This window comes from Ferdinandcohnia salidurans, from assembly GCF_042680725.1.
GTDB lineage: Bacteria > Bacillota > Bacilli > Bacillales > Bacillaceae_L > Ferdinandcohnia > Ferdinandcohnia salidurans.
Genome location: NZ_JBHUEK010000029.1, coordinates 17385 through 38326, shown reverse-complemented (window position 1 = coordinate 38326; position 20942 = coordinate 17385). Strand labels below are relative to the sequence as shown.

Here is a 20942-nt window from a genome sequence, read left to right as displayed (position 1 = left end):
CACTTCCTTACTATAATGCGCGATACTTTTTCAATGCGAAAACATTTAGGATAATAAAAATGGCTGCAAACATGATTAACACAAATAAATCAAAGCCGATATCAGCTAATCCTAAACCTTGATACATGACTCCCTTTAATGCATGCGCAGCATAATAGATAGGCATGATTTTTGCAACAATCTGCAGCCAATCAGCCATTCCCTCTAGTGGAATAATTCCTGAGAAAAATATTTGTGGGATTATGACAATCGGTATAAATTGAATCATTTGAAATTCAGATGCTGCAAATGCCGATAACAGAATTCCTAGTGATAAAGCAACTAACGCTAGCACTAAATTAATGAGAATAACATTCCATATTGAGCCTACTAGCACGACATCCAACACATTAATGGTAAAAAACACAACAATAACTGTTTGAATGATAGCAAATATGCCAAAGCCAACTAAATATGCAGTCACAATTTCTCCCCTACGGATAGGAGTTGACATTAATCTCTCTAACGTACCTGTTGTTCTTTCTTTTAACAAACCAATTCCTGAAATTAGAAATACAAAAAAGAATACGAAATAACCGATCAAAATCGGACTAAGCACATCAAAAAATACAGTATCATTATTACCGTAAACATAGTTTATTTCCAAATCGGTTGTAGGTAAATCCTTGAGTGTAGGTATTTGATTGACTAGATTTTCCTGTGCCTGTGAGGCAAATGCCTGGTTGACTTTCATCTGCAACGCCTTTGCAGATGATGGGTCGCTGTTTGTTAACGTTAAGACTACCTGATTATTCTCCATCACAAGCAATCCATCAAGTTCTTGGTTTAGGATCATTTGTTCAGGATTTGTCGCTTCGTTATATTCTTCTATTTGAATATCTGCTTCTTTTATGCTTTCAACAAATTTATCCTCAATATTTACAACTCCTATTGTAGGATTAACAGAAGGTCCATCAAACAATACGTTCATGAGAGACAAAATGAGCAATGGGGCAACAAATAGTAAGGCTAATGTCCGCTTATCACGGAGCAACTGCTGAAAAATTCTTTTTATGAGTGCAACGATTCTCATTGCCTCACCCTCCCTGCTTGTAAAAATACTTCATCAAAATTGCTGGCACCATATGCCTCTTTCAGATCACTTGGCGTACCTCTCGTTATGATCTGACCATCTCGGACCATTGCGATATAATCGCAGCGTTCCGCCTCTTCCATGACATGAGTTGTGACGATAATCGTTTTACCTTCTTCCTTTTTTAACCGGATTAATTCATTCCAAATAGAGAGCCTCAACTCAGGGTCAATGCCAACAGTTGGTTCATCAAGAATTAATATTTTCGGGTTTTGTATCAACGCAATGGAGAGAGACAAACGTCGTTTCATCCCACCGGAGTACGTAGATACTTTTTTATTTAAGTCATCCGTCAGATTGACTAGGTTTGAGGTATATGCAATTCGTTCTTTCGTTTGGGCACGATTCAACTTATAAAGTGAAGCAAAAAAAGCAAGGTTTTCCTTCCCTGTTAGCTCTGTATACAATGCATCGGATTGAGCCATATAGCCAATATCCTGCAAAAGCTCAAGATTAGGCACTTTCTCTCCTAACACTTGGATAGAGCCTTGATCTGGCGAGTCCATTCCTACAATCATTTTGACTAATGTGGTTTTACCTACACCTGAGGGTCCAATAAAACCGTAAATTGTTCCTTCCTCAATAGATAGGTCAATTTCATTTAGCACCACGTTTTTCCCAAAGCTTTTACTTACTTTATTAATTACTACCGTATCGGCCATCAAACTGCCTCCTCTTCACAAAAAATGAGTGATTACTCACTTTTATTATCGTTTGTATTTTGGAGAACGTCAATAAAAAAGTGAGTATTCACTCACATAAAAATTTTTATTATTGGGATATTCGAACAAGCACATTTTACTTACCTTTCATACCATGCACTAAGGAGGTGACAACCATGGACTTGCTTGAATTTTTAAATGAAAATTATTATATGTTGGTCCCTGTACTTTGGGTGATCGGGTATTTCCTAAAAACAACGCCGACTATTCCGAATTGGGCTATTACATGGATTCTTTTAGGAGTTTCTCTAGCAGGTGGCACATTTTTCTACGGCTTTACTGCAGAGGCTTTATATAACGGAGTAATTGCAGCTGGGGTTGCTGTTTTCGGTCATCAGCTGTATAAACAAACGGCTGAGGCAAGAGTTAAAAAAATATAATTCACTCTTACGCACTAATCTATTTTCCACATATTAAAAACGCGAAACGCTTGGATTTTTTTCCAAGCGTTTGTTTGCGTTATTTTATTGATTTCTGTACCAGACAAACCAACCATTATCTTTACTTTTTGAGACAAAGATTTGGCCATCCGCTGCTACGTCACTTTTTCCTTCCCATCTTGGAAAATGCAATGTAACTAACCACGACTTGTCTGCCACTTCTTGTCCACAATATTTGGTAGACATTTGGTACTCTTTCGCAACTTTTTCATCTAAAGGTTGCGCTGTTACGACTTCCCAATCCGAGAAATGATTTCCATAATCACTTTCGCCAAATGTACGAGGAATGATTGTTTCTAATGCCTGGATGAGTTCATCTTTATTAGTGTTTGATGTATCCTCTAACAGACTCACACTTGGGCATTCAACTCTTGCTTGTGCACCGACTTGGAATGGGAACAAGATGACAAGAGTAAGCAGGGATATTACTATTTTTTTCATAATTATTCACCTCAAGTAGTAATATCCCAATTTTTAACATAAGTTATGCATGCCGGTCATGATATTTTATTCATTAGTTCTGCTAAATCTGCCAATAAGAGCTTCTTACTTTCTTCAACTTTTACAAGTTCTGTGTACTTTTTTACTTGAATAATGGTTTCTTCAGCTTGGCTTATTTCATCTAGAACGATATAAGACCTCGCCAACGCTTCGTATGCGTAAGCAATATAAAATGGTGCTAGCTCTGCCTTCTTACTGATTTCTACGCATCGCTTTGCAAAGTATAGGGCCTGAACTCCATTTTCCACGACAGCATAAACCCGTGAAAGTTGCCAATAGCCAATTGATCGATTTTGTTCGGTATGATCTGTTACCTGCGTCCAATGCCAAAACGAAGCATGACTTAGATGCATCATTTCCTCTGTTTCATATTCTGTACGATTCGTATTTTCTAGTAGATCCCACACTTTATTAAAGCATTCCGTTGCTAACTGTTTATGAGATAGATTCCCCATTACCTTCTCCTCTATTTTCTTATTTCGCTTCGTTCTCTGCTTCCCATTTCGCTACTTCTTCCCTGACACGTGGTGCTACTTCTTTCCCTAGTAGTTCAATTGAGCGCATGACATCCTTATGCGGCATTGTTCCAACAGGGCAATGAAGCATAAAACGAGTAACCCCAACGTTTTTACGTAAGTGTATGATTTTATTGGCAACATATTCAGGGTCACCTACATATAATGCACCTTCAAAGCTTCGGGCATGGTCAAAGGTATCCCGGGTATATGGCCCCCAGCCACGCTCTTTTCCTAATTTACTCATCGACTGCGCTGTTGATGGGAAGAACTTTTCCGCAGCTTCTTCCATGCTTTCACCGACAAACCCGTGCGAATGGGAGGCAATCGCTAATTTTGAAAAATCATGTCCTGCATGCGCAACAGCTCTCTTGTATAGTTCAGCAAGTGGCGCAAATTGAACAGGTCTTCCTCCAATAATTGCGAGAACGAGTGGTAGTCCTAAAAGACCCGCGCGTACCACTGATTCTTGGTTTCCTCCACTTCCAATCCAGATTGGTAATGGATCTTGAACAGGTCTTGGATAGATGCCTCTATTGTTAATGGATGGTCGGTGCTTCCCTTGCCAGGTTACTTTCTCCGACCTTTGAATATGTAGCAGCAGATCTAATTTCTCTTCAAAGAGCTCATCATAGTCCTTTAAATCATAGCCGAATAGAGGGAATGATTCGATGAAAGATCCTCTTCCCGCCATAATTTCAGCTCGTCCATTCGAAATAGCATCAACGGTTGAAAAATCCTGGAACACGCGAACAGGATCGGCCGACGAAAGTACGGTAACCGCGCTTGTTAGACGAATTTTCTTTGTTTGCGATGCAGCCGCTGCTAGTATAATAGCAGGTGCTGAAGCTGCATAATCCTCACGGTGGTGCTCCCCCACACCGAATACATCTAGACCGACTTGGTCGGCTAAAACAATTTCCTCAACCACTTCGCGAATTCTTTGCGCATGGCTAATGACCTCACCAGTTCGAGGATCCGGCGTTGTCTCAACAAAAGTACTGATTCCTATTTCCAATGTCTGTACCCCCTATTATTGTTTCATTTATCTTATTGCTAAACTACTTCTATTATTTAATATTGTTGGTTTTGAAGCAAATTTTTTAGACTTTTGAATGGGTACCGAGGTGGGACAGATTGAATCATACTTTGGTCATCATTCACAAAAATCTAACGATTTGGAATATTATTGTATAAATGTAAAACTTTTTACTGTTTATTTCGTATACTATATATATAGGATTTTTTTACATACCTCATATACCATTCTATTAGGAGTGATGAACATGCAATTAGTTCCTGAGAAAATTCGTGAACCACTCTCACATTTTAATTTCAGAATTTTTGAAACAGAATCTCTTAGTACGTTTTTCTTAGCCTTCCGTCTTAAAAGTTATTTCTTGCTTCTTCTCTCTCCTTTTGGATTAGGAGCGTCAGCTTATCTAGCCAAAGTTTCATTAGGAGTCGGCTCTATCGGTATGTCCCTCGGATTGATTTTCCTAAGTCTATTACTTTTACTACCTTGGACACTAGTACCTATCACATTTCTATTTACAACTTTTCAACCAGCCACATGGCAACGTAAGCTTTCGTGGGCATACACTGGTCTGTTAGTAGCATCTTATATTTATTGGCTCGTTATCTTTTAAAATAGCATTGTGCTTCTGGGACAAGGAACCTTTCCACGCCGCAAAAAAAGTGCCTACCGCATCGGTAAGCACTTTTTTATTCCTTATAATTTCACAGTCCAGCCAAACGGATCTTCTACTGTACCGTTTTGGATTCCAGTAATCGTATCGTATAGTTTTTTCGATAACTCTCCTGTTTCACCATTGTTAATAATAGATTTTTCATTATTATAGAAAAGCTCTCCAACTGGTGAAATAACAGCAGCTGTTCCTGTTCCAAAGACTTCTTCAAGCACGCCATCGTTATAAGCTTGTTGAACCTCTTGAATAGAAATTTTTCGTTCAGTTACAGGAACATTCCAGTATTTTAAGAGTTCAATAATCGACTTACGAGTGATTCCATCTAAAATACTACCGTTTAATGCTGGTGTGACAACTTCTCCATTGATTTTAAAGAAGATGTTCATACTGCCTACTTCTTCAATATATTGTTTCTCTCTACCATCAAGCCATAATACTTGTGAATAACCATTTTCACTTGCAATTTCTGACGCTAATAAACTCGCAGCATAGTTCCCTGCTGTTTTTGCATCACCTGTACCACCTGCAACTGCACGAACATATTTATTTTCTACTGCAATTTTTACAGGATTGATACCTTCTTTATAATAAGAACCAACTGGGGATAATATAATCATAAATTTATAGTTTTTAGCCGGATTAACGCCAAGATGTGCTTCCGTAGCAATCATAAATGGTCTGATATATAATGAAGTACCCGGAAGATTTGGCACCCAGTCTCTATCGATTTCAATTAGCTTCTTCAAAGCCTGAATGGCAAATTCTTCGTCAAACTGTGGCATGACCAAACGCTGGTTAGACTTATTGAATCTTTTCATGTTTTGATCCGGTCTGAACAATAAAATTTCTTCGTCCTTTGTACGATAGGCCTTTAATCCTTCAAATACCGATTGACCGTAGTGAAAAATAGTAGCTGCAGGATCTAAAGGAATCGATTGATAAGGTACAATTCGTGCATCGTGCCAACCTTTTCCTTCCGTATAATCCCACATAAACATATGGTCAGTGAAGCTTGTTCCAAACACCAACTGATCGAATGGGGGAATTTCCTTCTTGTCAGTTGTAAGGGTGATATCAATTGTAAAATCTGTCGTCATGTTAATCCCAGCTTTCATTTAATTTAAATCTTTTAAGTTTTTATTAATCGAAATCTTATATTATTCTGATAATAATATCAACTATTTTATCACAATATTGCTAAAAAAAGTGTATTAAAGTATAGCATTCTTTTAATTTTTGTTTCCATTTAAAGTTAAATACAAAAATCGAGTAAAATCAGTGGTGGTTAGCAACAAAAAAATAAGCCCTCGAAGAAGCAATATGTACTTCCCGAGGGCTAGACTTTTACTGATTTGAATAATATCCTTTAACCATTTCTCCCATTACCCAGTTTGTTCGAGCTCCTGATTCGCCAGTGCTTGGGCAGTTGACACCCTTACCGGTCAATTCAGCAACAATGGTTTCCACTAATGGTTGGTGTACATGCTGAGGGCGTTTAAAGCTCCACTCTTCCGTTCCTTTAGTAGTTGTTAACACGACAGGCTCATTTCCGAAAGTAGAGAACGTAATTTTTCCTTTGCTACCCACAATCTCATTCACGTCTTCATTTTGAAATGCTGTAAAACACCAATTTCCAACACCATGTACGCCAGATTCAAATACATAGGTACCCGTTACAATATCCTCTGCTAGATATAGGCCACCATGATTGGAAGCAAAACCATGTACCTCTTTAATGGGTCCAACCAAAAAATCTAATATATCAAGAGTATGGCTTGCTAAATCAAAGAACAGGCCACCACCTGATAACTCTGGCTGAACTCGCCATGGAAGGTTGTTCGGATCTTCTGATGCTTTACGATATTGTGTAGTTGACACAAATCGGATATCCCCCACTGCACCGTTATCCAGTAGTTCTTTGATTTTCAAAAACCGCTCTTGTGCTCTGCGATAATAAGCGACATACAAAGGAACATTCGCCTCTTTACATGCCTCAATCATTTCTAGGCATTCTGCATAAGTACGAGCCATAGGCTTTTCAACATATACTGGCTTTCCAGCCTGAGCTGCTTTCAGTGTATACTCTTTATGGGATCCCGGCGGAGTTGCGATATAGATTACATCCACCTCTGGATCATTGATAAGCTCGTCCGCATTATCATACCACTTCGATACATTATGCCTTTTTGCATAATCTTCCGCTAACTCACCTGTTCTTCTCATGACTGCAACCAACTCGGAATTTGTGATTTTTTGAAATGCTGGACCACTCTTTACTTCCGTCACATTCCCACAACCAATAATCCCCCACCGAATCTTGTTATATGCCATATTAAACTCCCCCCTGTCAATTATCTCCATCATAAAGTATACCCCAAAAGGTTTAGCCATCACAAAAATGGCCACTCTACAATTTAATTTTGTAAAGTGACCTGGAGATTGACTTCCCTTATTTGACGTGAAATCGTTGGGTTATTTCTAAAAGTGATTTGGACAGGGTATGCAGTCTTTTTCCTACCCCGTTTGTATTTTCCATTTGTTGAATTTGACTTTCACTAAAGGCCAACATTTCTTCGACGCTCGCTAATGTCTCCTGTGACACAGATGAGAATTGAGTAACAGATTGCTGTAGTTCTGGAACAATACTCTCGAGTCCAGTTATTTCTTCCTGCATCGTTTCAATGTTTCCACTGACCTCATAAATCCCCTGCATTAACTCATTAATCGAGATTTTGGAGTCATTTGCTAATTGGAGGTTAGAATTAATCTGAATAAGCATTTGGTCAAATTCCTTTGAAGCCAATATTGTAATAGATTCCATTTTTGTAATCGCATTTGTAATTTCATCAGTTGCTTTCGTTGATTGCTCTGCAAGCTTCTGAACCTCTTGTGCCACGACAGCAAATCCTCTCCCCGCATCACCTGCTCGGGCTGCTTCGATCGTCGCATTTAAAGCTAATAGTTTTGTTTGTTTCGCGATATCCGTAACCAATTCCACAAGCGATGTAATTTCAAGTGAATATTCTTTCACTTCTCTAATTGTTTTTGTGAGACGATTGAAGTCACTTTCAAATGATTGGATCGTTGCAATCAACTGACCTATATTTTGTTCACCGCGGCCAGCTGAGAGATTCATACTCTTTGAGCTATCAATGACAGTTTCCATGTTTCTCATAATATCCACGATCCGATTCGACATGGTCCTAAAACCGTAAGCACTTTCCTCAGAGCTGCTTGCAGTATGCTCCGCACCTTGTCTTACTGTATCAATCGCCGAGATTAATTGATGACTAGATTCAAGCGCATCCCTAGATGAAACATTTAATTCATCGCCAGTCGTTTCTAATTCTTTCGTTGAGGTCTTCAATTCATTAAGCATACTTCTCATCTGATCAATCATTGCATTATAGCTTTTATTCAATGAAGTAATTTCAGGAATCGTTGTACGTATATCAACGGAGTGCTTGAGATTCCCTTCCCTTACTTCTTTCATCGTATTACGCAAGGCACTTAATGGTTTTACAATCGTTCGCACTAATAGGATAATCACGACCGTCATCACTACGATACTGATTGCCATCACTAGTAATGTAAAATAGGCCATTTGGTTAATCGGACCTGTATAGGATTTCGACGGGATGAGGATCCCATAAATTCCACCTATCTCTTCAATCTTATGGAACGAAATCGTGTAATCATCGCCATTAATTTTCTCATGAATGACTCCATCTTTGAGATCAATAAGTGTCGTAATTGTTTTTTCTGAAATAGCAGGAAGCGCATCTTTACTCACCTTGAAAGGCACGACTTCTTCATTTTTAATATAGAAAAATTCCGCCTGCATCCCATCTCCTTCAAGCTTATCCTGCTGCATTCGAACATTCCCATCTATCTGTTGCATAAAATAATCATCTTGACTAACATAAACAAATTTTAAACTTTCTGCAATATATCCCATTAGTTCCGCTTCACTTACTAATCTATTTTCAATCGACTCAATTGTCATTTCTTTAGCCTTTATGTATGAGATTGTTCCAACCGTTACTACAGAAATCACGAGTAAAGAAACAAACAGGATAAATAACCTTGCACTTAAATTAATCTTTTGAAGAAACGTTTGAAAAATGCGTTTTCCACCATCACTCTCTTTATCTGGCATTTTTGGCTTTCGTAACTTTATTCCCATATGTAGAACCCCCAAATCCGAGACTTTTAACCTATTACATTATAATCAAGCTATGTAAAGCCATTGTAAAGATTATGTAAAGGGTGCATTAACAGGCTTACTCAAGCACCTAAAACCGCCCTATATGGTTCCAAAACCACTATCTTTTGTTTCGCTTCCTTTTAATTTCTAGTACACCTTTATCTGAATTATTTGATATTATTAATTTATTAAACAAGGAGGGATCTATGGTGGTTTTAGATTTGATGAATGTTACACTACAACGTGATGATGCGCTCATCCTACAGAATATTAATTGGCAGATAGAACAAGGCGAGCACTGGGTGCTTTATGGGTTAAATGGTTCTGGTAAGACTGCATTATTGGATTTAATCAACGCCTATAATTTCCCTACGAGCGGAGATGCGACTGTACTTGGGTTTAAGTTCGGTAAGGTTTATTTAGGTGAGGAGCTCAGGAAGAAAATTGGCTTTGTGTCTGCTTCCTTACAGGAAAAGTTCTACCCTACTGATAATGCGTTTGAGGTTGTTTTAAGTGGAGCTTTTGCATCCATTGGCCTGTATGATACCCCTACGGACGACATGAGAGAAAAGGCAAAGGGACTTCTTGAGGAACTTGGATGTCTTACTTATGCAAACCGTGAATATTCGACCCTGTCCCAAGGTGAAAAACAACGAGTATTAATTGCACGCGCATTAATGGCAGATCCATCCATACTTATTTTGGACGAACCTACCAATGGGTTAGATTTTATCGCCAGAGAACAATTATTAGATTCAATCGAAAGACTAGCCATCAAAGAAGATGCACCAACGATTATATATGTCACCCACCATGTGGAAGAAATTCTTCCTGTGTTTACGAAAACTTTGCTTTTAAAAAGTGGTGAAGTATTTTCTTCAGGGCAAACCGATCAAATCATTACAAGCGAGACTCTATCAGACTATTTTAATCTCCCAGTTCAGGTGAAATGGGAAAATTCCCGTCCTTACCTAGTAAAAGGAAAATAAAAATTGCCAGCCCCACATCTAGATAGGGCTGGCTTTCATTTTATTATTCTGGCATCAATTCTAAGTCCTTTGAAAGTGGTGAAAACCTCGCATTAAAGAATCGTAACGTAGGAGGTTCATAATCCATTCGCAAACCACTTATCTGATGTCTCTTTTCAAAAAGTGCAATCACGGAATCAGCAACAACATCCATGTGATTATTCGTATAGACCCTTCTTGGTATCGTTAAACGAACGAGCTCTAACTTCGGTTTGTTATGTTCTCCCGTTTCCTTATTTCGACCCGCTGAGACAATCCCTCTCTCCATCGCTCTAACACCCGAATCTAAATAAAGCGCCGCTGCCAAGGCTTGTGCAGGAAACTCTTCTTGGTACAAATGAGATAAAAATTTTCTTGCATCCAAATAAACAGCATGGCCTCCAATTGGTTGAACAACAGGTATTCCTGCTTCAATTAACTGCTGACCAAGATAACGGACCTGCCCTATCCGGTGATGGATATAATGGTCATCGACAGATTCATAGATTCCTTGTGCCATCGCTTCCATATCGCGTCCCGCCATGCCGCCATACGATGGCATCCCTTCATAAACAACCACCAACTCACGCGACCTTGCATATAACTCCTCATCATTCATTGCCAAAAAGCCGCCAATATTCACTAAACAATCTTTTTTACCACTCATCGTACAACCATCTGAATATGAAAACATCTCCTTTAAAATATCCTTAATCCGATGACTTTCATATCCCGCTTCTCTTTCTTTAATAAAATAGGCATTCTCTACACATCTTGTGGCATCAAACATCACATCAATTCCATAGCCTTTACACAAGTTATAAACCTCTCTCATGTTCTCCATGCTAACCGGCTGTCCACCAGCCATATTCACGGTTACCGCCACGCAAACATACGGAATCCGTTCTGCTCCAACCTCTTGAATGAGAGAGTTTAATTTAGAAAGATCCACATTCCCTTTAAAAGGATGCTCTGTTGTTGAATCATGTGCTTCATCAATGATGATATCAACAAATCGTGCCCCATTTAGCTCCTGATGAGCACGTGTTGTTGTAAAATACATATTCCCTGGTACGACATCACCTTGTTTTATTTTTAGCTGAGATAAAATGTTTTCTGCACCACGTCCCTGGTGAGTTGGCAACACATATTTATATCCATAAATCTCTCTAACGGCCTGCTCGAGTTTCTTCCAGCTTTTACTCCCTGCATAGGCTTCGTCACCAACCATTAGAGCACCCCATTGCCTGTCACTCATTGCACTCGTCCCGCTATCTGTTAGAAGGTCAATATAGACATCCTGAGAATCAATCAAAAACGTATTATAGCCTGCCCGCTTTAGCGCCTCTTTTCGTTCCGCATAAGTTAACATCGCTAATGGCTCTACCGCTTTAATTTTATATGGTTCTGCCGTTCTTCTTTTCACCCTAACCCCTCCACATTTTTGAAAATTCAGTCTATCTATAATGTAGAATATTCTATGCATCATTTTCAAGAATTCCCAGTGCACGATAAACGCTTTAAATCAGTAAAAAAACGCCTTCCAGAGTTAAAGGATAGGCGTTTGAAAATATTATTGAAATATGGTTTCAAAACAATCTGTTTCATTTTGCAATACTCATTTCAAACAAACGTTTGTTTAGCACCCTATGCCAAGCGGCTCAGGCAACTTGAATTTCAATCAAGCGTTTGTTTATACGAGATTCTGTGATGCAAAAAATGGCTGTTATATATCGTAATACAGCCATTTTATTATTCTACTCTACTTCTTTTCCAACGCGAGCCTGCGAATGACCTCCTCATGCTGCGGATACTCTTTTAGTAATTCCTCTTGTGAAAATAATTCAAAATCCTCAAATTCAAATCCCGGAGAAACCATGCATCCAACAAGTGAAAATGTATCCTCCTCTTTAACTGAAGACCCGAATATCGAATTTTTTGGCACAAGAACTTGCGGAACCTCTCCCTCGTCAAGCTTTAAGCCAAGGTTTACTTCTTTGTATTCTCCTTGTTCGTCAATTATATGTACGGTTAAGGAACTTCCCCCATGGTAATACCAGAGCTCATCTGATTGCAATCTATGTAAATGAGAGATATCTTCAGATCTCAACAGAAAATAAATACTTGTATATAGTTTTCTTTGTTTTTCTTGCTCCGTATGAATCGTCACATCTGAAGCAAAGATTTGTTTATAAAACCCGCCCTCTGGATGTGGCTCAAGCCCGAGATGTGATATGTAGAATTGTGCATCATTTGTGTTCATTAAAATATTCCCTCCACGTATACTCTTTGATATTCTGAAACATCATTCCTCTTACAATGAATAATACCTCTATTTGGTAAAAAACTATATATATTCACTTCTCTTAAAGGAGGATATCTATGTCTTTTACCAACTTATTTTTAAAAATTCGTTCAAACTTCATGTATCTTCCTACCTTGTATGGCATTGTTGCTTTTATAATGGCACTTCTTAGTATAAAGCTAGAAGCAATTTTTATGAAACAAAGCGCCCTTCAACACATCATACCAAGCGCGCTCTTTACAGACATTAGCCTAGCTCGTACGATTTTAAGTACCATTTCCGCTTCATTACTGACCATTACAACCATAACATTTTCAACAATCCTAGTGGTTTTGACGACTTATCTATCGAACTTTTCTCCACGGACACTTCAGAACTTTATTACAAACCATAGCACTCAGCGTGTTTTAGGAACGTTTGTAGGTGGTTTTGTTTATTCCATTGTTTTATTACTTGTGTTAGAGGATACTGGTTCTGGTACGAGGTATATTGTTCCTTCATTAGCGATTGCGATTTCAATCATTTGCTTATTTGTATTTGTTTTCTTCATTCATCATGTAACAAGCTGGATTCAAGTGAGTAATCTTATTTACAATATAACGCAAAGTACAACAAAAAGAATTGAGAATGATCTATCTGACTTGAAGGATGTTAATGAAGATCCTCCTTGGGATGATTGGGAAGGTGAGGAAATTAAGCATATTAATCCTCAACCAATTTTTTTGGACAAAGCAGGGTATATACAGTTTATTGATACTAATGGGATTATTGAACAAGCTTATCAAGATGACTGTATTATTCGAGTTGAAAGAAACATCAATGATTTTGTGGATGAGCAGACGGTTGTCCTATCAATCTGGGGTAAAAAAGAAGAAACTTCATTAATGGATTATAAAACATTTATCACTATCGGTTCAAAGCAATCGCCTTTTCCCAACATCGAGCTTGGTATGACAAAAATTGTAGAAATCGCTATACGGGCACTTTCACCTGCAATAAATGATCCCAATACAGCTATTAACTGCATTGATAATTTAGGACGAATTTTAATAAAACTGAGTAAAAAGCACTTACCTAAATCCTATTTTAATGATAAAAATAGGAACCTTCGTGTTATTTTTGACCAGCCAACTTATTCTGATTATTTATATAAAAGCTTTTCTCAAATACTCAGTTATGGTGTCCATGATGTAACGATCCTTTTGGCAGTATTTCGTGTACTTACTTCGATTGCCGATTCCTCCCAACACTCTAGAAAGACGATATGGGACTTTGCCCAGTTTGTGGTAGAGAGAATTAATAAAGGGGAATTGCTATCACTTGATCGACAATATCTAAACAAACAACTTAAAAGACTTGCGAATGCTACAGGACATAGCAAAGAATATCAATCATTATAATAAGTGGTATTTGTAAAATATTGAGGGAGTAGCTATTCTTCTCCCCCAATTATTCACCTAAATTTCAACCTGAGTGCCTATCCCTGTCCTCAATGCTTTCTCATAGACAGCAGCTGCTACCGCGAGATCAAAATAGGCGATTCCAACGGATTTAAAAAATGTAATCTCCTCGTTGTCTTCACGACCTATAATCTTTCCTGAAGCGAGTTCTCCTACTTCGCCATGTAAGTCTGAGAAATTCCATAGCCCTTTTTCCGCTGGAATAATCAAATCACCTGCCTCATCTTTTACCCCTTCAATCGTATCCGCAACGATCTTCGAACACCTCAAGACCGTTCCTTCATCGACTTCTTGCATATGCGGAAGATAAGAACCTACCCCGTTTATATGGGTTCCAGGCTGTAATGATCTCCCTGAAAAAACGGGTTTATCGGATCGAGTTGCACAGATAACAATATCTGCTCTAGAAACCGCTTTATCAGGATGATCCATGATTGTAATCGAACCTGTATATCCCGGGCTTAATTCTGCAATTCTTTTTTCAAACATTATAGCCTTTTCTTTTGTTCTGTTATATAGCATGATTTCCTTTACTTCACGTACCTCTAAAACCGCTTGTAGCTGTTCCTCTGCCATCGCACCCGTTCCAATTACAGCAACAGATGAAGCGTCTTTCTTCGCTAAATGCTTCGTTGCAATCCCACTAACAGCCCCGGTCCGCAAACGAGTTAAATACGACGCATTAATACAGGCTAGATGCTCCCCATTTTCAGTATCACTTAGTAAAATGACACCTTGTGTCGTTTTCTTGCCAATGGAAGGATTCTTCGGAAAAATGGTCACAACCTTGACGGCCGATTTACCAACCGGTTCCATTGAACTTGGCATGTATAAAGTAGATGCTTCTTTTTCTGGAAAGACCAAAACCGTACGGTGAGGATTCATTACCTTACCATCAAGATTGTGTATAAGTGCAGCTTCTAAATCTTGAATTGCATCCGACATAGAATATAACGATCGAATTTGAGATTCTGATAAAATGAGCACGGTATCCCTTCTTTCTATTTTTTACCATCATATCATTAAAAAGAAAAAGGAACCGCCACTTGCGATCCCCTTAAACACCTACGCGATTTCATCATGATCTAAGGCTTCATTCTTACGATCACGTACAGTGGCAACTGCAATAAGTGATATAGCAGCGGTTAAAATGATATATAACGCAACTGGTACATAGGAATCATTAAAGGTTGCGAGTAATGCCGTTGCAACAAGCGGAGCCGTGCCACCAGCAACTGCAGCCCCGATTTGATACCCCAATGTAATTCCTGTGTAACGGACATTTGATTTAAAAATCTCTGAAAACATGGTGCCTAGTACGGCTGTAATTGGAGCCCAAATGATTCCTAACCCTAAAATTGTTGCAACAATTAATAATGCAACAGACCCTTGGTGTAGCAACCAAAAATAAGGGAAGGCATATAACATCATTAAAATCGTTCCGCCGACATAAAGTTTTTTACGTCCAAATTTATCGGATAGTCGACCCATGATAGGAATTAATAAAGTCGTAACAATCGTTGCAATGGTTACGGCATTTAAGGTTGCTGTGCGAGAGAAACCTAGCTGCGAAGTTGCATAAGAGACGATAAATGTACCGAAAATATAAAATGGTGCCGTTTCAACAACCTTTGCCCCCACTGCAATTAAAACCTCTTTCCAGTGCGTACGCATTGTTTCAATAAATGGAATTTTAGCTACCTCACCCTTCTCCTGTACCTTTTTGAAAGAAGGAGTTTCCTCTATACCTTTACGAATCCACAAGCCGAAAATAACTAAAAATGCACTTAGAATGAACGGAACACGCCAGCCCCATGACATGAACGCAGCCTCTGGTAGTAATGTCATTAATGATAAAGCTAAAGTTCCAAGTAATAATCCTACGGTAACACCCATTTGTGGAATACTTCCGAAAAGTCCACGCTTTTCTTTTGGGGCATATTCCACAGCTAATAAAAGTGCTCCACCCCACTCACCGCCTAGTCCAATTCCTTGAATAAGACGAAGTAAAATAAGTAGAACCGGTGCAATTACCCCGATTTGATCATAGGTAGGAAGAAATCCCATGAGAACAGTTGCCCCACCCATAAGTGAAAGAGTTAGGACCAGTGTTTTCTTTCTCCCAATTTTATCGCCAATATGACTGAAAATGACCCCGCCAAGCGGTCGGATGAAAAATGACAAAGCAAATGAAGCGTACGCTAGCATTAATCCAACCGTTGGATCATCACTATGAAAGAATGCTGTATTAAAGACAAGCGCCGCAACAGTCCCATATAAAAAGTAATCAAACCATTCAATCGAACTACCTACAAGGCTTGCAACAAGTACCTTCTTCTCCACCTTCGTTCGCATCCTGTTTCCCCCTTTTTCCTGAGTTAAGAAAAATAAAATATTCCAATACCGTATATATTTCAAATTAAGGACAACTATTCGCATATTACAAATATTAGGAGGTAAGCCCTACTTTCCGCGATTTACCAATTAATCCGGAATACATACAAAACCCATGAATGCAAAAACTACGAAAGATAGCATCTGAAAGGAGAAATGAATATGGGTCGTGGAAAAAGTTTTAACCACAAAGAAAAAGGCCATCCTGGCAACTTTCCAAAGAACAGCATAAGTGAAGAAAAAGACCATAGTCGCCAATTTGAGCAAATGGAAGGCATTGTCTCTCATGAAGCTTTTAAGAACCGAGTGAAAGAAGACGAAATGCCTTAATGAAAGCATTTTAAAAAGAAGAACCCCCATGATGGAACCAAGGGGGTTCTTTAGATATAAGACTAAAGTAAAGCAGGTAATCCAAATGAATAATAAAAAGCTAAATTTTTCAAAAAATCTTGTACAGGAACCCTTTCAAGACATTACACTTATCAAAGAAGTTTGGGGCGAAGCTTGGGGTATTACAAGTGATATTGGGCAGCTAAGAAAAGTATTAATGCATCGGCCTGGAAAGGAAGTTTTAACACTTCATAAAAATCAAAAGGAAATTGAAGCAGGTCCATTGTTAGGAAAGTATATAAAGGGCATACAACCTGAAGAACTCGAAAACAATTCAAAACCTAAATTACAGATCTTGCAAAATCAACATGACCAATTAGTAAAAGTTTTGAAGCATGAAGGAATAGAGGTTGTCTTTCTTGACCGTACTGAGCATGAGGAATTACCGGAAAGGACCTTTACAAGAGACTTAGGAATGGTAATTCCTAGTGGTGTCATTTTATCTAGGCTTGCCCTTTATATTCGATATGGTGAAACCCGCTTGGCCGAACAAACCTTTAGTAAATTAGGGATGCCTATTCTGGGTTGTATCCAAGGCAATGGTTTTGTGGAAGGCGGAAGTTTTACCATGCTTAACAAAAACACTGCCATTATCGGTCGCTCGGAACGCGTAAATCCTCTAGGTATTGATCAATTGCAGTACATTCTTTCGCTACAGAATATTGATTTAATAACAGTTGATTTACCATCCACTATCATTCATCTTGATGAAGCATTTCTTCTTATTGATCATAATAAAGCACTTATTAATAAAGCTCTGCTTCCTTATTGGTTTATCGATGAACTTCATAAAAGGAAGATCGAATTATTCCATGTTCACCCTGAAGATCCCCCTTTAACAATCAATGTGTTACCGATTTCTCCTGGAAGGCTCATTTTCCCCGCTACTGGTGTGAAAACAATGGAATTACTTAAAGCAAATGGGATAGATATAATCCCTGTAGACATCTCTGAGTTCTATAAACTAGGGGGAGGAATACACTGCTTAACACTTCCGCTTATTCGTGAAACCATAAACCAATAAAAAAGGATCAAGCGCAATAGTCTTGATCCTTTTTTCAAATACAAGATTATCCTAGAACCTTCGCAATTCGTTCGATTGCCCAATCTAACTCTTCTTTCGTTACAATTAAAGGTGGAGCAAAACGGATAACTGTGTCATGGGTTTCTTTACAGAGGAGCCCCTCCTGCTTTAATGCCTCACAATACGGGCGAGCAGCTTCCGTTAGTTCAACTCCGATAAACAAGCCACGACCTCTGACTTCTTTAATGATTGGATTTTTTATCTCTTTTAATTGATTTATGAAATATTCACCAAGTTCAAGAGAACGTTGTGCTAAATCTTCCTCAATTAAAACGTTCAAGGAAGCAATAGAAACTGCACAAGCCATTGGGTTTCCTCCAAATGTAGAACCGTGTGAACCTGGGTTAAATACACCTAATATATCTTTATTGGCAACAACACAGGAAATTGGAAATACCCCGCCTCCTAGAGCTTTACCTAAAATATACATATCAGGCTCTACATCATCCCATTCACATGCAAACATTTTTCCAGAACGACAAAGCCCCGCTTGTATTTCATCCGCAATAAACAAGACATTGTTTTGTCTACATGTTTCAAAAGCTTTCTTTAGAAAACCTTCTGGTGGAATAATGATTCCAGCCTCTCCTTGAATGGGTTCAAAGAGAAATGCTGCTGTATTTTCAGTTATCGCATTTTCTAGCGCTTCAATGTCACCATATGGTACTAGTTTAATTCCCGGTAGCATTGGACCGAATCCTCGCTTGTATTCTTCTTCCGATGATAATGAAACGGCCGTCATTGTACGCCCATGAAAATTGCCTATACACGCAATGATTTCGGCTTGATTATCCTTTACTCCCTTAACATCATAGGCCCATCTACGTGCCGCTTTTATAGCTGTTTCAACGGCTTCTGCCCCTGTGTTCATTGGTAGTGCCATTTCTTTATTTGTCATTTTACAAATTAATTCATACCATGGACCAAGCTGGTCATTATGAAATGCTCGTGAAGTTAATGTAACGCGATCCGCCTGATCCTTTAAAGCTTGAATAATTTTGGGATGACGGTGACCTTGATTCACTGCAGAATATGCACTTAACATATCCATATACTTGTTTCCTTCAGGATCCTCTACCCATACCCCTTCTGCGTTTGAAATGACAATTGGTAGTGGATGATAGTTATTTGCACCAAACCTTTCCGTTTGATCAATGATTGTTTTTGAGTCGCCTTTCATTTGAGCCATCTATTTAACCTCCAGTAGCTATAGTTCTAATGAGAATTTCTTCTTGTCTACTATCTTATGCAAGAATCATGCCAACTTCTCACGTTGGAGCATTTTTCGTTTTTTTCTTTAAAAAGAGCACATTATACTCAATTTTTCATACAAATGACCAGCTTAAGAAAATAAGATAATTTAATAATCTCCATTCGTGAGTGCAAATTTTCTTTGCACCTACTATGTTTTTTGCGCAAAAATCCTTTTCAGTTTTCCTCAGATAATGCAAAAATAATTTGCCCCTATTTTTATTTCTCGTATAATAGGAATTAAGGAAAAAGGTGGGGATATCATGAAACAAGTTGAGCTATTAAAAAACAAAGCAACTGAACAATTAATGAATGAAGTGGACGTTGGTATACACGTTGTTGACTCTCAAGGCACAACGATTATTTATAATCAAAAGATGGCTCAGATTGAGGGGATGAACCAAGGTGATGTTCTAAACAAAAAGCTTGTTGATGTATTTTCATTTCACAAAAATGAGGATAGTACGTTGCTTCAAGTACTTAAAACGGGTGTTTCCATAAATAATGCTAAACAGACCTATTACAACAATCGCGGTCAGGAAATCACCACCATCAATAACACAATCCCGATTATGGATGGCAAACAACGAATTGGAGCGATGGAAATTGCCCGAGATGTTACAAAAGTTGAGAAATTATTACGTGAAAATATGAATCGGAGAAGTGATACTCATTATACATTTGATAGCATCATAGGAAAAAGCGCTGCAATTTCGGAGGTAATTGAAGATAGCAAACGTGTTACCAGGACAAGTTCCTCCGTTCTCATTATTGGGGATACCGGTACAGGAAAAGAGCTTTTTGCTCAAAGTATTCATAATGGAAGCAGCAGGTCATCTGCCCCTTTTATTTCTCAAAATTGTGCTGCCTTACCGGATAATCTAATTGAGGGTCTCCTTTTCGGTACAACAAAAGGGGCTTTTACAGGTGCCATTGATCGCCCTGGTTTATTTGAACAAGCAGAAGGCGGCACTTTGCTTTTAGATGAGATTAATTCATTAAACCCTGCTCTACAAGCAAAGCTTCTACGAGTTATTCAAGAAAAAGTGGTACGAAGAGTCGGTGATACTAAGGATAAAAAAATGGATGTGAGAATCCTGGCTACAATGAACGAGGACCCCATTGATGCCATTTCAGAGGGTAGACTTCGAAAGGATTTATACTACAGATTAGGTGTTGTAACCCTTTTTATTCCACCATTACGAAATCGGAAAGAAGACATTAAGGAACTCGCTTTTGCTTTTATGGAAAAATATAATCATCTGTTTGGTTTGCAAGTAACCAACATAGATAATGAGGTATTACAGACATTGATTCAATATGACTGGCCTGGGAATGTTCGGGAGCTAGAGCATATTATTGAGGGAGCATTAAATATCATTACCTATGAGGATACGATTTCTTATAACCATCTCCCCATGCATTTTCGAAAAAAAATACATATTAAACCTGCACCTACAAAAACAAGTCCACAACCTTCTGTGCTCGTAGAGGTTCAGCCGTTAGACAATTACATGGAGGAAGCAGAAACCTTATACCTAAAACAGGTACTTGAACACTTTAATTTTAATGTCACAAAGACTGCCGAAGCACTTCGCATGAGTCGTCAAAACCTCCAATATCGGTTAAAAAAATATGAAATTAAGAAGCCAAAGTGAGATATCCTTGTCTTAATTTCACACTTTTACTCGTTATCTAAGATCCTACAAATATCCTCATATTCCCTCTTTTTCTACAAATATTGCTCGGGAAATGAGTTGAAATAAGTCGAATCAATAATATGTTATAGATTCTAGTGAAAGTGCAGCTTTTGTAATGTACTATT

20 protein-coding genes are annotated in these 20942 nt (G+C 38.4%); 7 read left to right on the top strand and 13 right to left on the bottom strand.

Going from position 1 to position 20942, the window contains the following annotated elements:
- Positions 1-10: 10 nt before the first annotated feature.
- Positions 11-1072, bottom strand: coding sequence for an ABC transporter permease (locus ACFSFW_RS19600; protein WP_388040683.1), 1062 nt, complete (start codon positions 1070-1072; stop codon positions 11-13).
- Complete coding sequence (locus ACFSFW_RS19595) at positions 1069-1794, bottom strand: ABC transporter ATP-binding protein (protein WP_388040682.1); 726 nt, start codon at positions 1792-1794, stop codon at positions 1069-1071. Before ACFSFW_RS19595 ends, ACFSFW_RS19600 begins: the two co-directional genes overlap by 4 nt.
- A gap of 176 nt (positions 1795-1970) precedes the next feature.
- Here ACFSFW_RS19595 and ACFSFW_RS19590 point away from each other — a divergent pair, with 176 nt between their 5' ends.
- The gene (locus tag ACFSFW_RS19590) at positions 1971-2234 is read left to right on the top strand and encodes a phage holin family protein (RefSeq protein WP_099360987.1); all 264 of its coding nucleotides are present in this window, start codon (positions 1971-1973) and stop codon (positions 2232-2234) included.
- A gap of 84 nt (positions 2235-2318) precedes the next feature.
- Here ACFSFW_RS19590 and ACFSFW_RS19585 read toward each other — a convergent pair whose 3' ends face one another.
- Genes ACFSFW_RS19585 through ACFSFW_RS19575 form a run of 3 tightly spaced genes read right to left on the bottom strand, consistent with a single transcriptional unit; the run spans position 2319 to position 4328 of the window.
- Positions 2319-2735 carry a hypothetical protein gene (locus ACFSFW_RS19585; protein ID WP_304219890.1) on the bottom strand — a complete coding sequence of 139 codons (417 nt, stop codon included), beginning with the start codon at positions 2733-2735 and terminating at the stop codon, positions 2319-2321.
- Between the two features lie 56 nt (positions 2736-2791).
- Positions 2792-3250: a hypothetical protein gene (locus ACFSFW_RS19580; protein ID WP_304219891.1), complete on the bottom strand. Its 459-nt coding sequence runs from the start codon at positions 3248-3250 to the stop codon at positions 2792-2794.
- 19 nt (positions 3251-3269) lie between these two features.
- Positions 3270-4328: an LLM class flavin-dependent oxidoreductase gene (locus ACFSFW_RS19575; RefSeq protein ID WP_388040679.1), complete on the bottom strand. Its 1059-nt coding sequence runs from the start codon at positions 4326-4328 to the stop codon at positions 3270-3272.
- A 268-nt stretch (positions 4329-4596) separates the two neighbouring features.
- Here ACFSFW_RS19575 and ACFSFW_RS19570 point away from each other — a divergent pair, with 268 nt between their 5' ends.
- Positions 4597-4959, top strand: a complete 363-nt coding sequence (locus ACFSFW_RS19570) for a hypothetical protein (RefSeq protein WP_304219893.1) — start codon at positions 4597-4599, stop codon at positions 4957-4959.
- A gap of 83 nt (positions 4960-5042) precedes the next feature.
- Here the strand turns inward: ACFSFW_RS19570 and ACFSFW_RS19565 are convergent, their stop codons facing one another.
- The 3 genes from ACFSFW_RS19565 to ACFSFW_RS19555 all read right to left on the bottom strand — a co-directional run bounded on the left by ACFSFW_RS19565 (position 5043) and on the right by ACFSFW_RS19555 (position 9205).
- The gene (locus ACFSFW_RS19565; protein ID WP_388040677.1) at positions 5043-6116 is read right to left on the bottom strand and encodes a branched-chain amino acid aminotransferase; all 1074 of its coding nucleotides are present in this window, start codon (positions 6114-6116) and stop codon (positions 5043-5045) included.
- A gap of 247 nt (positions 6117-6363) precedes the next feature.
- On the bottom strand, positions 6364-7350 hold the full coding sequence (locus tag ACFSFW_RS19560; protein WP_388040676.1) for a Gfo/Idh/MocA family protein: 987 nt from the start codon (positions 7348-7350) through the stop codon (positions 6364-6366).
- A gap of 118 nt (positions 7351-7468) precedes the next feature.
- Positions 7469-9205 carry a methyl-accepting chemotaxis protein gene (locus tag ACFSFW_RS19555; RefSeq protein WP_388040674.1) on the bottom strand — a complete coding sequence of 579 codons (1737 nt, stop codon included), beginning with the start codon at positions 9203-9205 and terminating at the stop codon, positions 7469-7471.
- Positions 9206-9435: 230 nt separating this feature from the next.
- Here ACFSFW_RS19555 and ACFSFW_RS19550 point away from each other — a divergent pair, with 230 nt between their 5' ends.
- Positions 9436-10215, top strand: coding sequence for an ABC transporter ATP-binding protein (locus ACFSFW_RS19550; RefSeq protein WP_304219936.1), 780 nt, complete (start codon positions 9436-9438; stop codon positions 10213-10215).
- A gap of 43 nt (positions 10216-10258) precedes the next feature.
- On the opposite strand, the gene ACFSFW_RS19545 is transcribed toward ACFSFW_RS19550, so the two are convergent.
- Positions 10259-11659, bottom strand: coding sequence for a tyrosine phenol-lyase (locus tag ACFSFW_RS19545; protein WP_304219897.1), 1401 nt, complete (start codon positions 11657-11659; stop codon positions 10259-10261).
- A 336-nt stretch (positions 11660-11995) separates the two neighbouring features.
- Complete coding sequence (locus ACFSFW_RS19540) at positions 11996-12496, bottom strand: cupin domain-containing protein (RefSeq protein ID WP_304219898.1); 501 nt, start codon at positions 12494-12496, stop codon at positions 11996-11998.
- Positions 12497-12615: 119 nt separating this feature from the next.
- On the opposite strand from ACFSFW_RS19540, the gene ACFSFW_RS19535 reads away from it, so the two are divergent.
- Positions 12616-13938, top strand: coding sequence for a DUF2254 domain-containing protein (locus ACFSFW_RS19535; protein ID WP_304219899.1), 1323 nt, complete (start codon positions 12616-12618; stop codon positions 13936-13938).
- A 57-nt stretch (positions 13939-13995) separates the two neighbouring features.
- On the opposite strand, the gene ACFSFW_RS19530 is transcribed toward ACFSFW_RS19535, so the two are convergent.
- Both ACFSFW_RS19530 and ACFSFW_RS19525 read right to left on the bottom strand, forming a co-directional pair.
- Complete coding sequence (locus ACFSFW_RS19530; RefSeq protein ID WP_304219900.1) at positions 13996-14985, bottom strand: ornithine cyclodeaminase family protein; 990 nt, start codon at positions 14983-14985, stop codon at positions 13996-13998.
- Between the two features lie 78 nt (positions 14986-15063).
- Positions 15064-16353 carry an MFS transporter gene (locus ACFSFW_RS19525; protein ID WP_388040672.1) on the bottom strand — a complete coding sequence of 430 codons (1290 nt, stop codon included), beginning with the start codon at positions 16351-16353 and terminating at the stop codon, positions 15064-15066.
- A gap of 201 nt (positions 16354-16554) precedes the next feature.
- Here ACFSFW_RS19525 and ACFSFW_RS19520 point away from each other — a divergent pair, with 201 nt between their 5' ends.
- Positions 16555-16722 (top strand): hypothetical protein, encoded by a 168-nt coding sequence (locus ACFSFW_RS19520; RefSeq protein ID WP_165439160.1) that lies wholly within the window; start codon positions 16555-16557, stop codon positions 16720-16722.
- An 85-nt stretch (positions 16723-16807) separates the two neighbouring features.
- Positions 16808-17806 (top strand): dimethylarginine dimethylaminohydrolase family protein, encoded by a 999-nt coding sequence (locus tag ACFSFW_RS19515; protein WP_388040670.1) that lies wholly within the window; start codon positions 16808-16810, stop codon positions 17804-17806.
- A 46-nt stretch (positions 17807-17852) separates the two neighbouring features.
- On the opposite strand, the gene ACFSFW_RS19510 is transcribed toward ACFSFW_RS19515, so the two are convergent.
- Positions 17853-19046 (bottom strand): ornithine--oxo-acid transaminase, encoded by a 1194-nt coding sequence (locus ACFSFW_RS19510; protein WP_388040868.1) that lies wholly within the window; start codon positions 19044-19046, stop codon positions 17853-17855.
- 334 nt (positions 19047-19380) lie between these two features.
- Between ACFSFW_RS19510 and ACFSFW_RS19505 the strand changes: the two genes are divergently transcribed.
- Positions 19381-20775, top strand: coding sequence for a sigma-54 interaction domain-containing protein (locus ACFSFW_RS19505; RefSeq protein WP_388040669.1), 1395 nt, complete (start codon positions 19381-19383; stop codon positions 20773-20775).
- Positions 20776-20942 lie beyond the last annotated feature (167 nt).

What these genes read in the sequence shown, in the direction of transcription:
- ACFSFW_RS19570 (WP_304219893.1), top strand. Translation starts at nt 4,597, where the DNA reads ATGCAATTAGTTCCTGAGAAAATTCGTGAACCACTCTCACATTTTAAT.
- ACFSFW_RS19510 (WP_388040868.1), bottom strand. Translation starts at nt 19,046, where the DNA reads ATGAAAGGCGACTCAAAAACAATCATTGATCAAACGGAAAGGTTTGGT.
- ACFSFW_RS19600 (WP_388040683.1), bottom strand. Translation starts at nt 1,072, where the DNA reads ATGAGAATCGTTGCACTCATAAAAAGAATTTTTCAGCAGTTGCTCCGT.
- ACFSFW_RS19580 (WP_304219891.1), bottom strand. Translation starts at nt 3,250, where the DNA reads ATGGGGAATCTATCTCATAAACAGTTAGCAACGGAATGCTTTAATAAA.
- ACFSFW_RS19520 (WP_165439160.1), top strand. Translation starts at nt 16,555, where the DNA reads ATGGGTCGTGGAAAAAGTTTTAACCACAAAGAAAAAGGCCATCCTGGC.
- ACFSFW_RS19525 (WP_388040672.1), bottom strand. Translation starts at nt 16,353, where the DNA reads ATGCGAACGAAGGTGGAGAAGAAGGTACTTGTTGCAAGCCTTGTAGGT.
- ACFSFW_RS19505 (WP_388040669.1), top strand. Translation starts at nt 19,381, where the DNA reads ATGAAACAAGTTGAGCTATTAAAAAACAAAGCAACTGAACAATTAATG.
- ACFSFW_RS19555 (WP_388040674.1), bottom strand. Translation starts at nt 9,205, where the DNA reads ATGGGAATAAAGTTACGAAAGCCAAAAATGCCAGATAAAGAGAGTGAT.
- ACFSFW_RS19565 (WP_388040677.1), bottom strand. Translation starts at nt 6,116, where the DNA reads ATGACGACAGATTTTACAATTGATATCACCCTTACAACTGACAAGAAG.
- ACFSFW_RS19540 (WP_304219898.1), bottom strand. Translation starts at nt 12,496, where the DNA reads ATGAACACAAATGATGCACAATTCTACATATCACATCTCGGGCTTGAG.
- ACFSFW_RS19590 (WP_099360987.1), top strand. Translation starts at nt 1,971, where the DNA reads ATGGACTTGCTTGAATTTTTAAATGAAAATTATTATATGTTGGTCCCT.
- ACFSFW_RS19535 (WP_304219899.1), top strand. Translation starts at nt 12,616, where the DNA reads ATGTCTTTTACCAACTTATTTTTAAAAATTCGTTCAAACTTCATGTAT.
- ACFSFW_RS19585 (WP_304219890.1), bottom strand. Translation starts at nt 2,735, where the DNA reads ATGAAAAAAATAGTAATATCCCTGCTTACTCTTGTCATCTTGTTCCCA.
- ACFSFW_RS19560 (WP_388040676.1), bottom strand. Translation starts at nt 7,350, where the DNA reads ATGGCATATAACAAGATTCGGTGGGGGATTATTGGTTGTGGGAATGTG.
- ACFSFW_RS19595 (WP_388040682.1), bottom strand. Translation starts at nt 1,794, where the DNA reads ATGGCCGATACGGTAGTAATTAATAAAGTAAGTAAAAGCTTTGGGAAA.
- ACFSFW_RS19515 (WP_388040670.1), top strand. Translation starts at nt 16,808, where the DNA reads ATGAATAATAAAAAGCTAAATTTTTCAAAAAATCTTGTACAGGAACCC.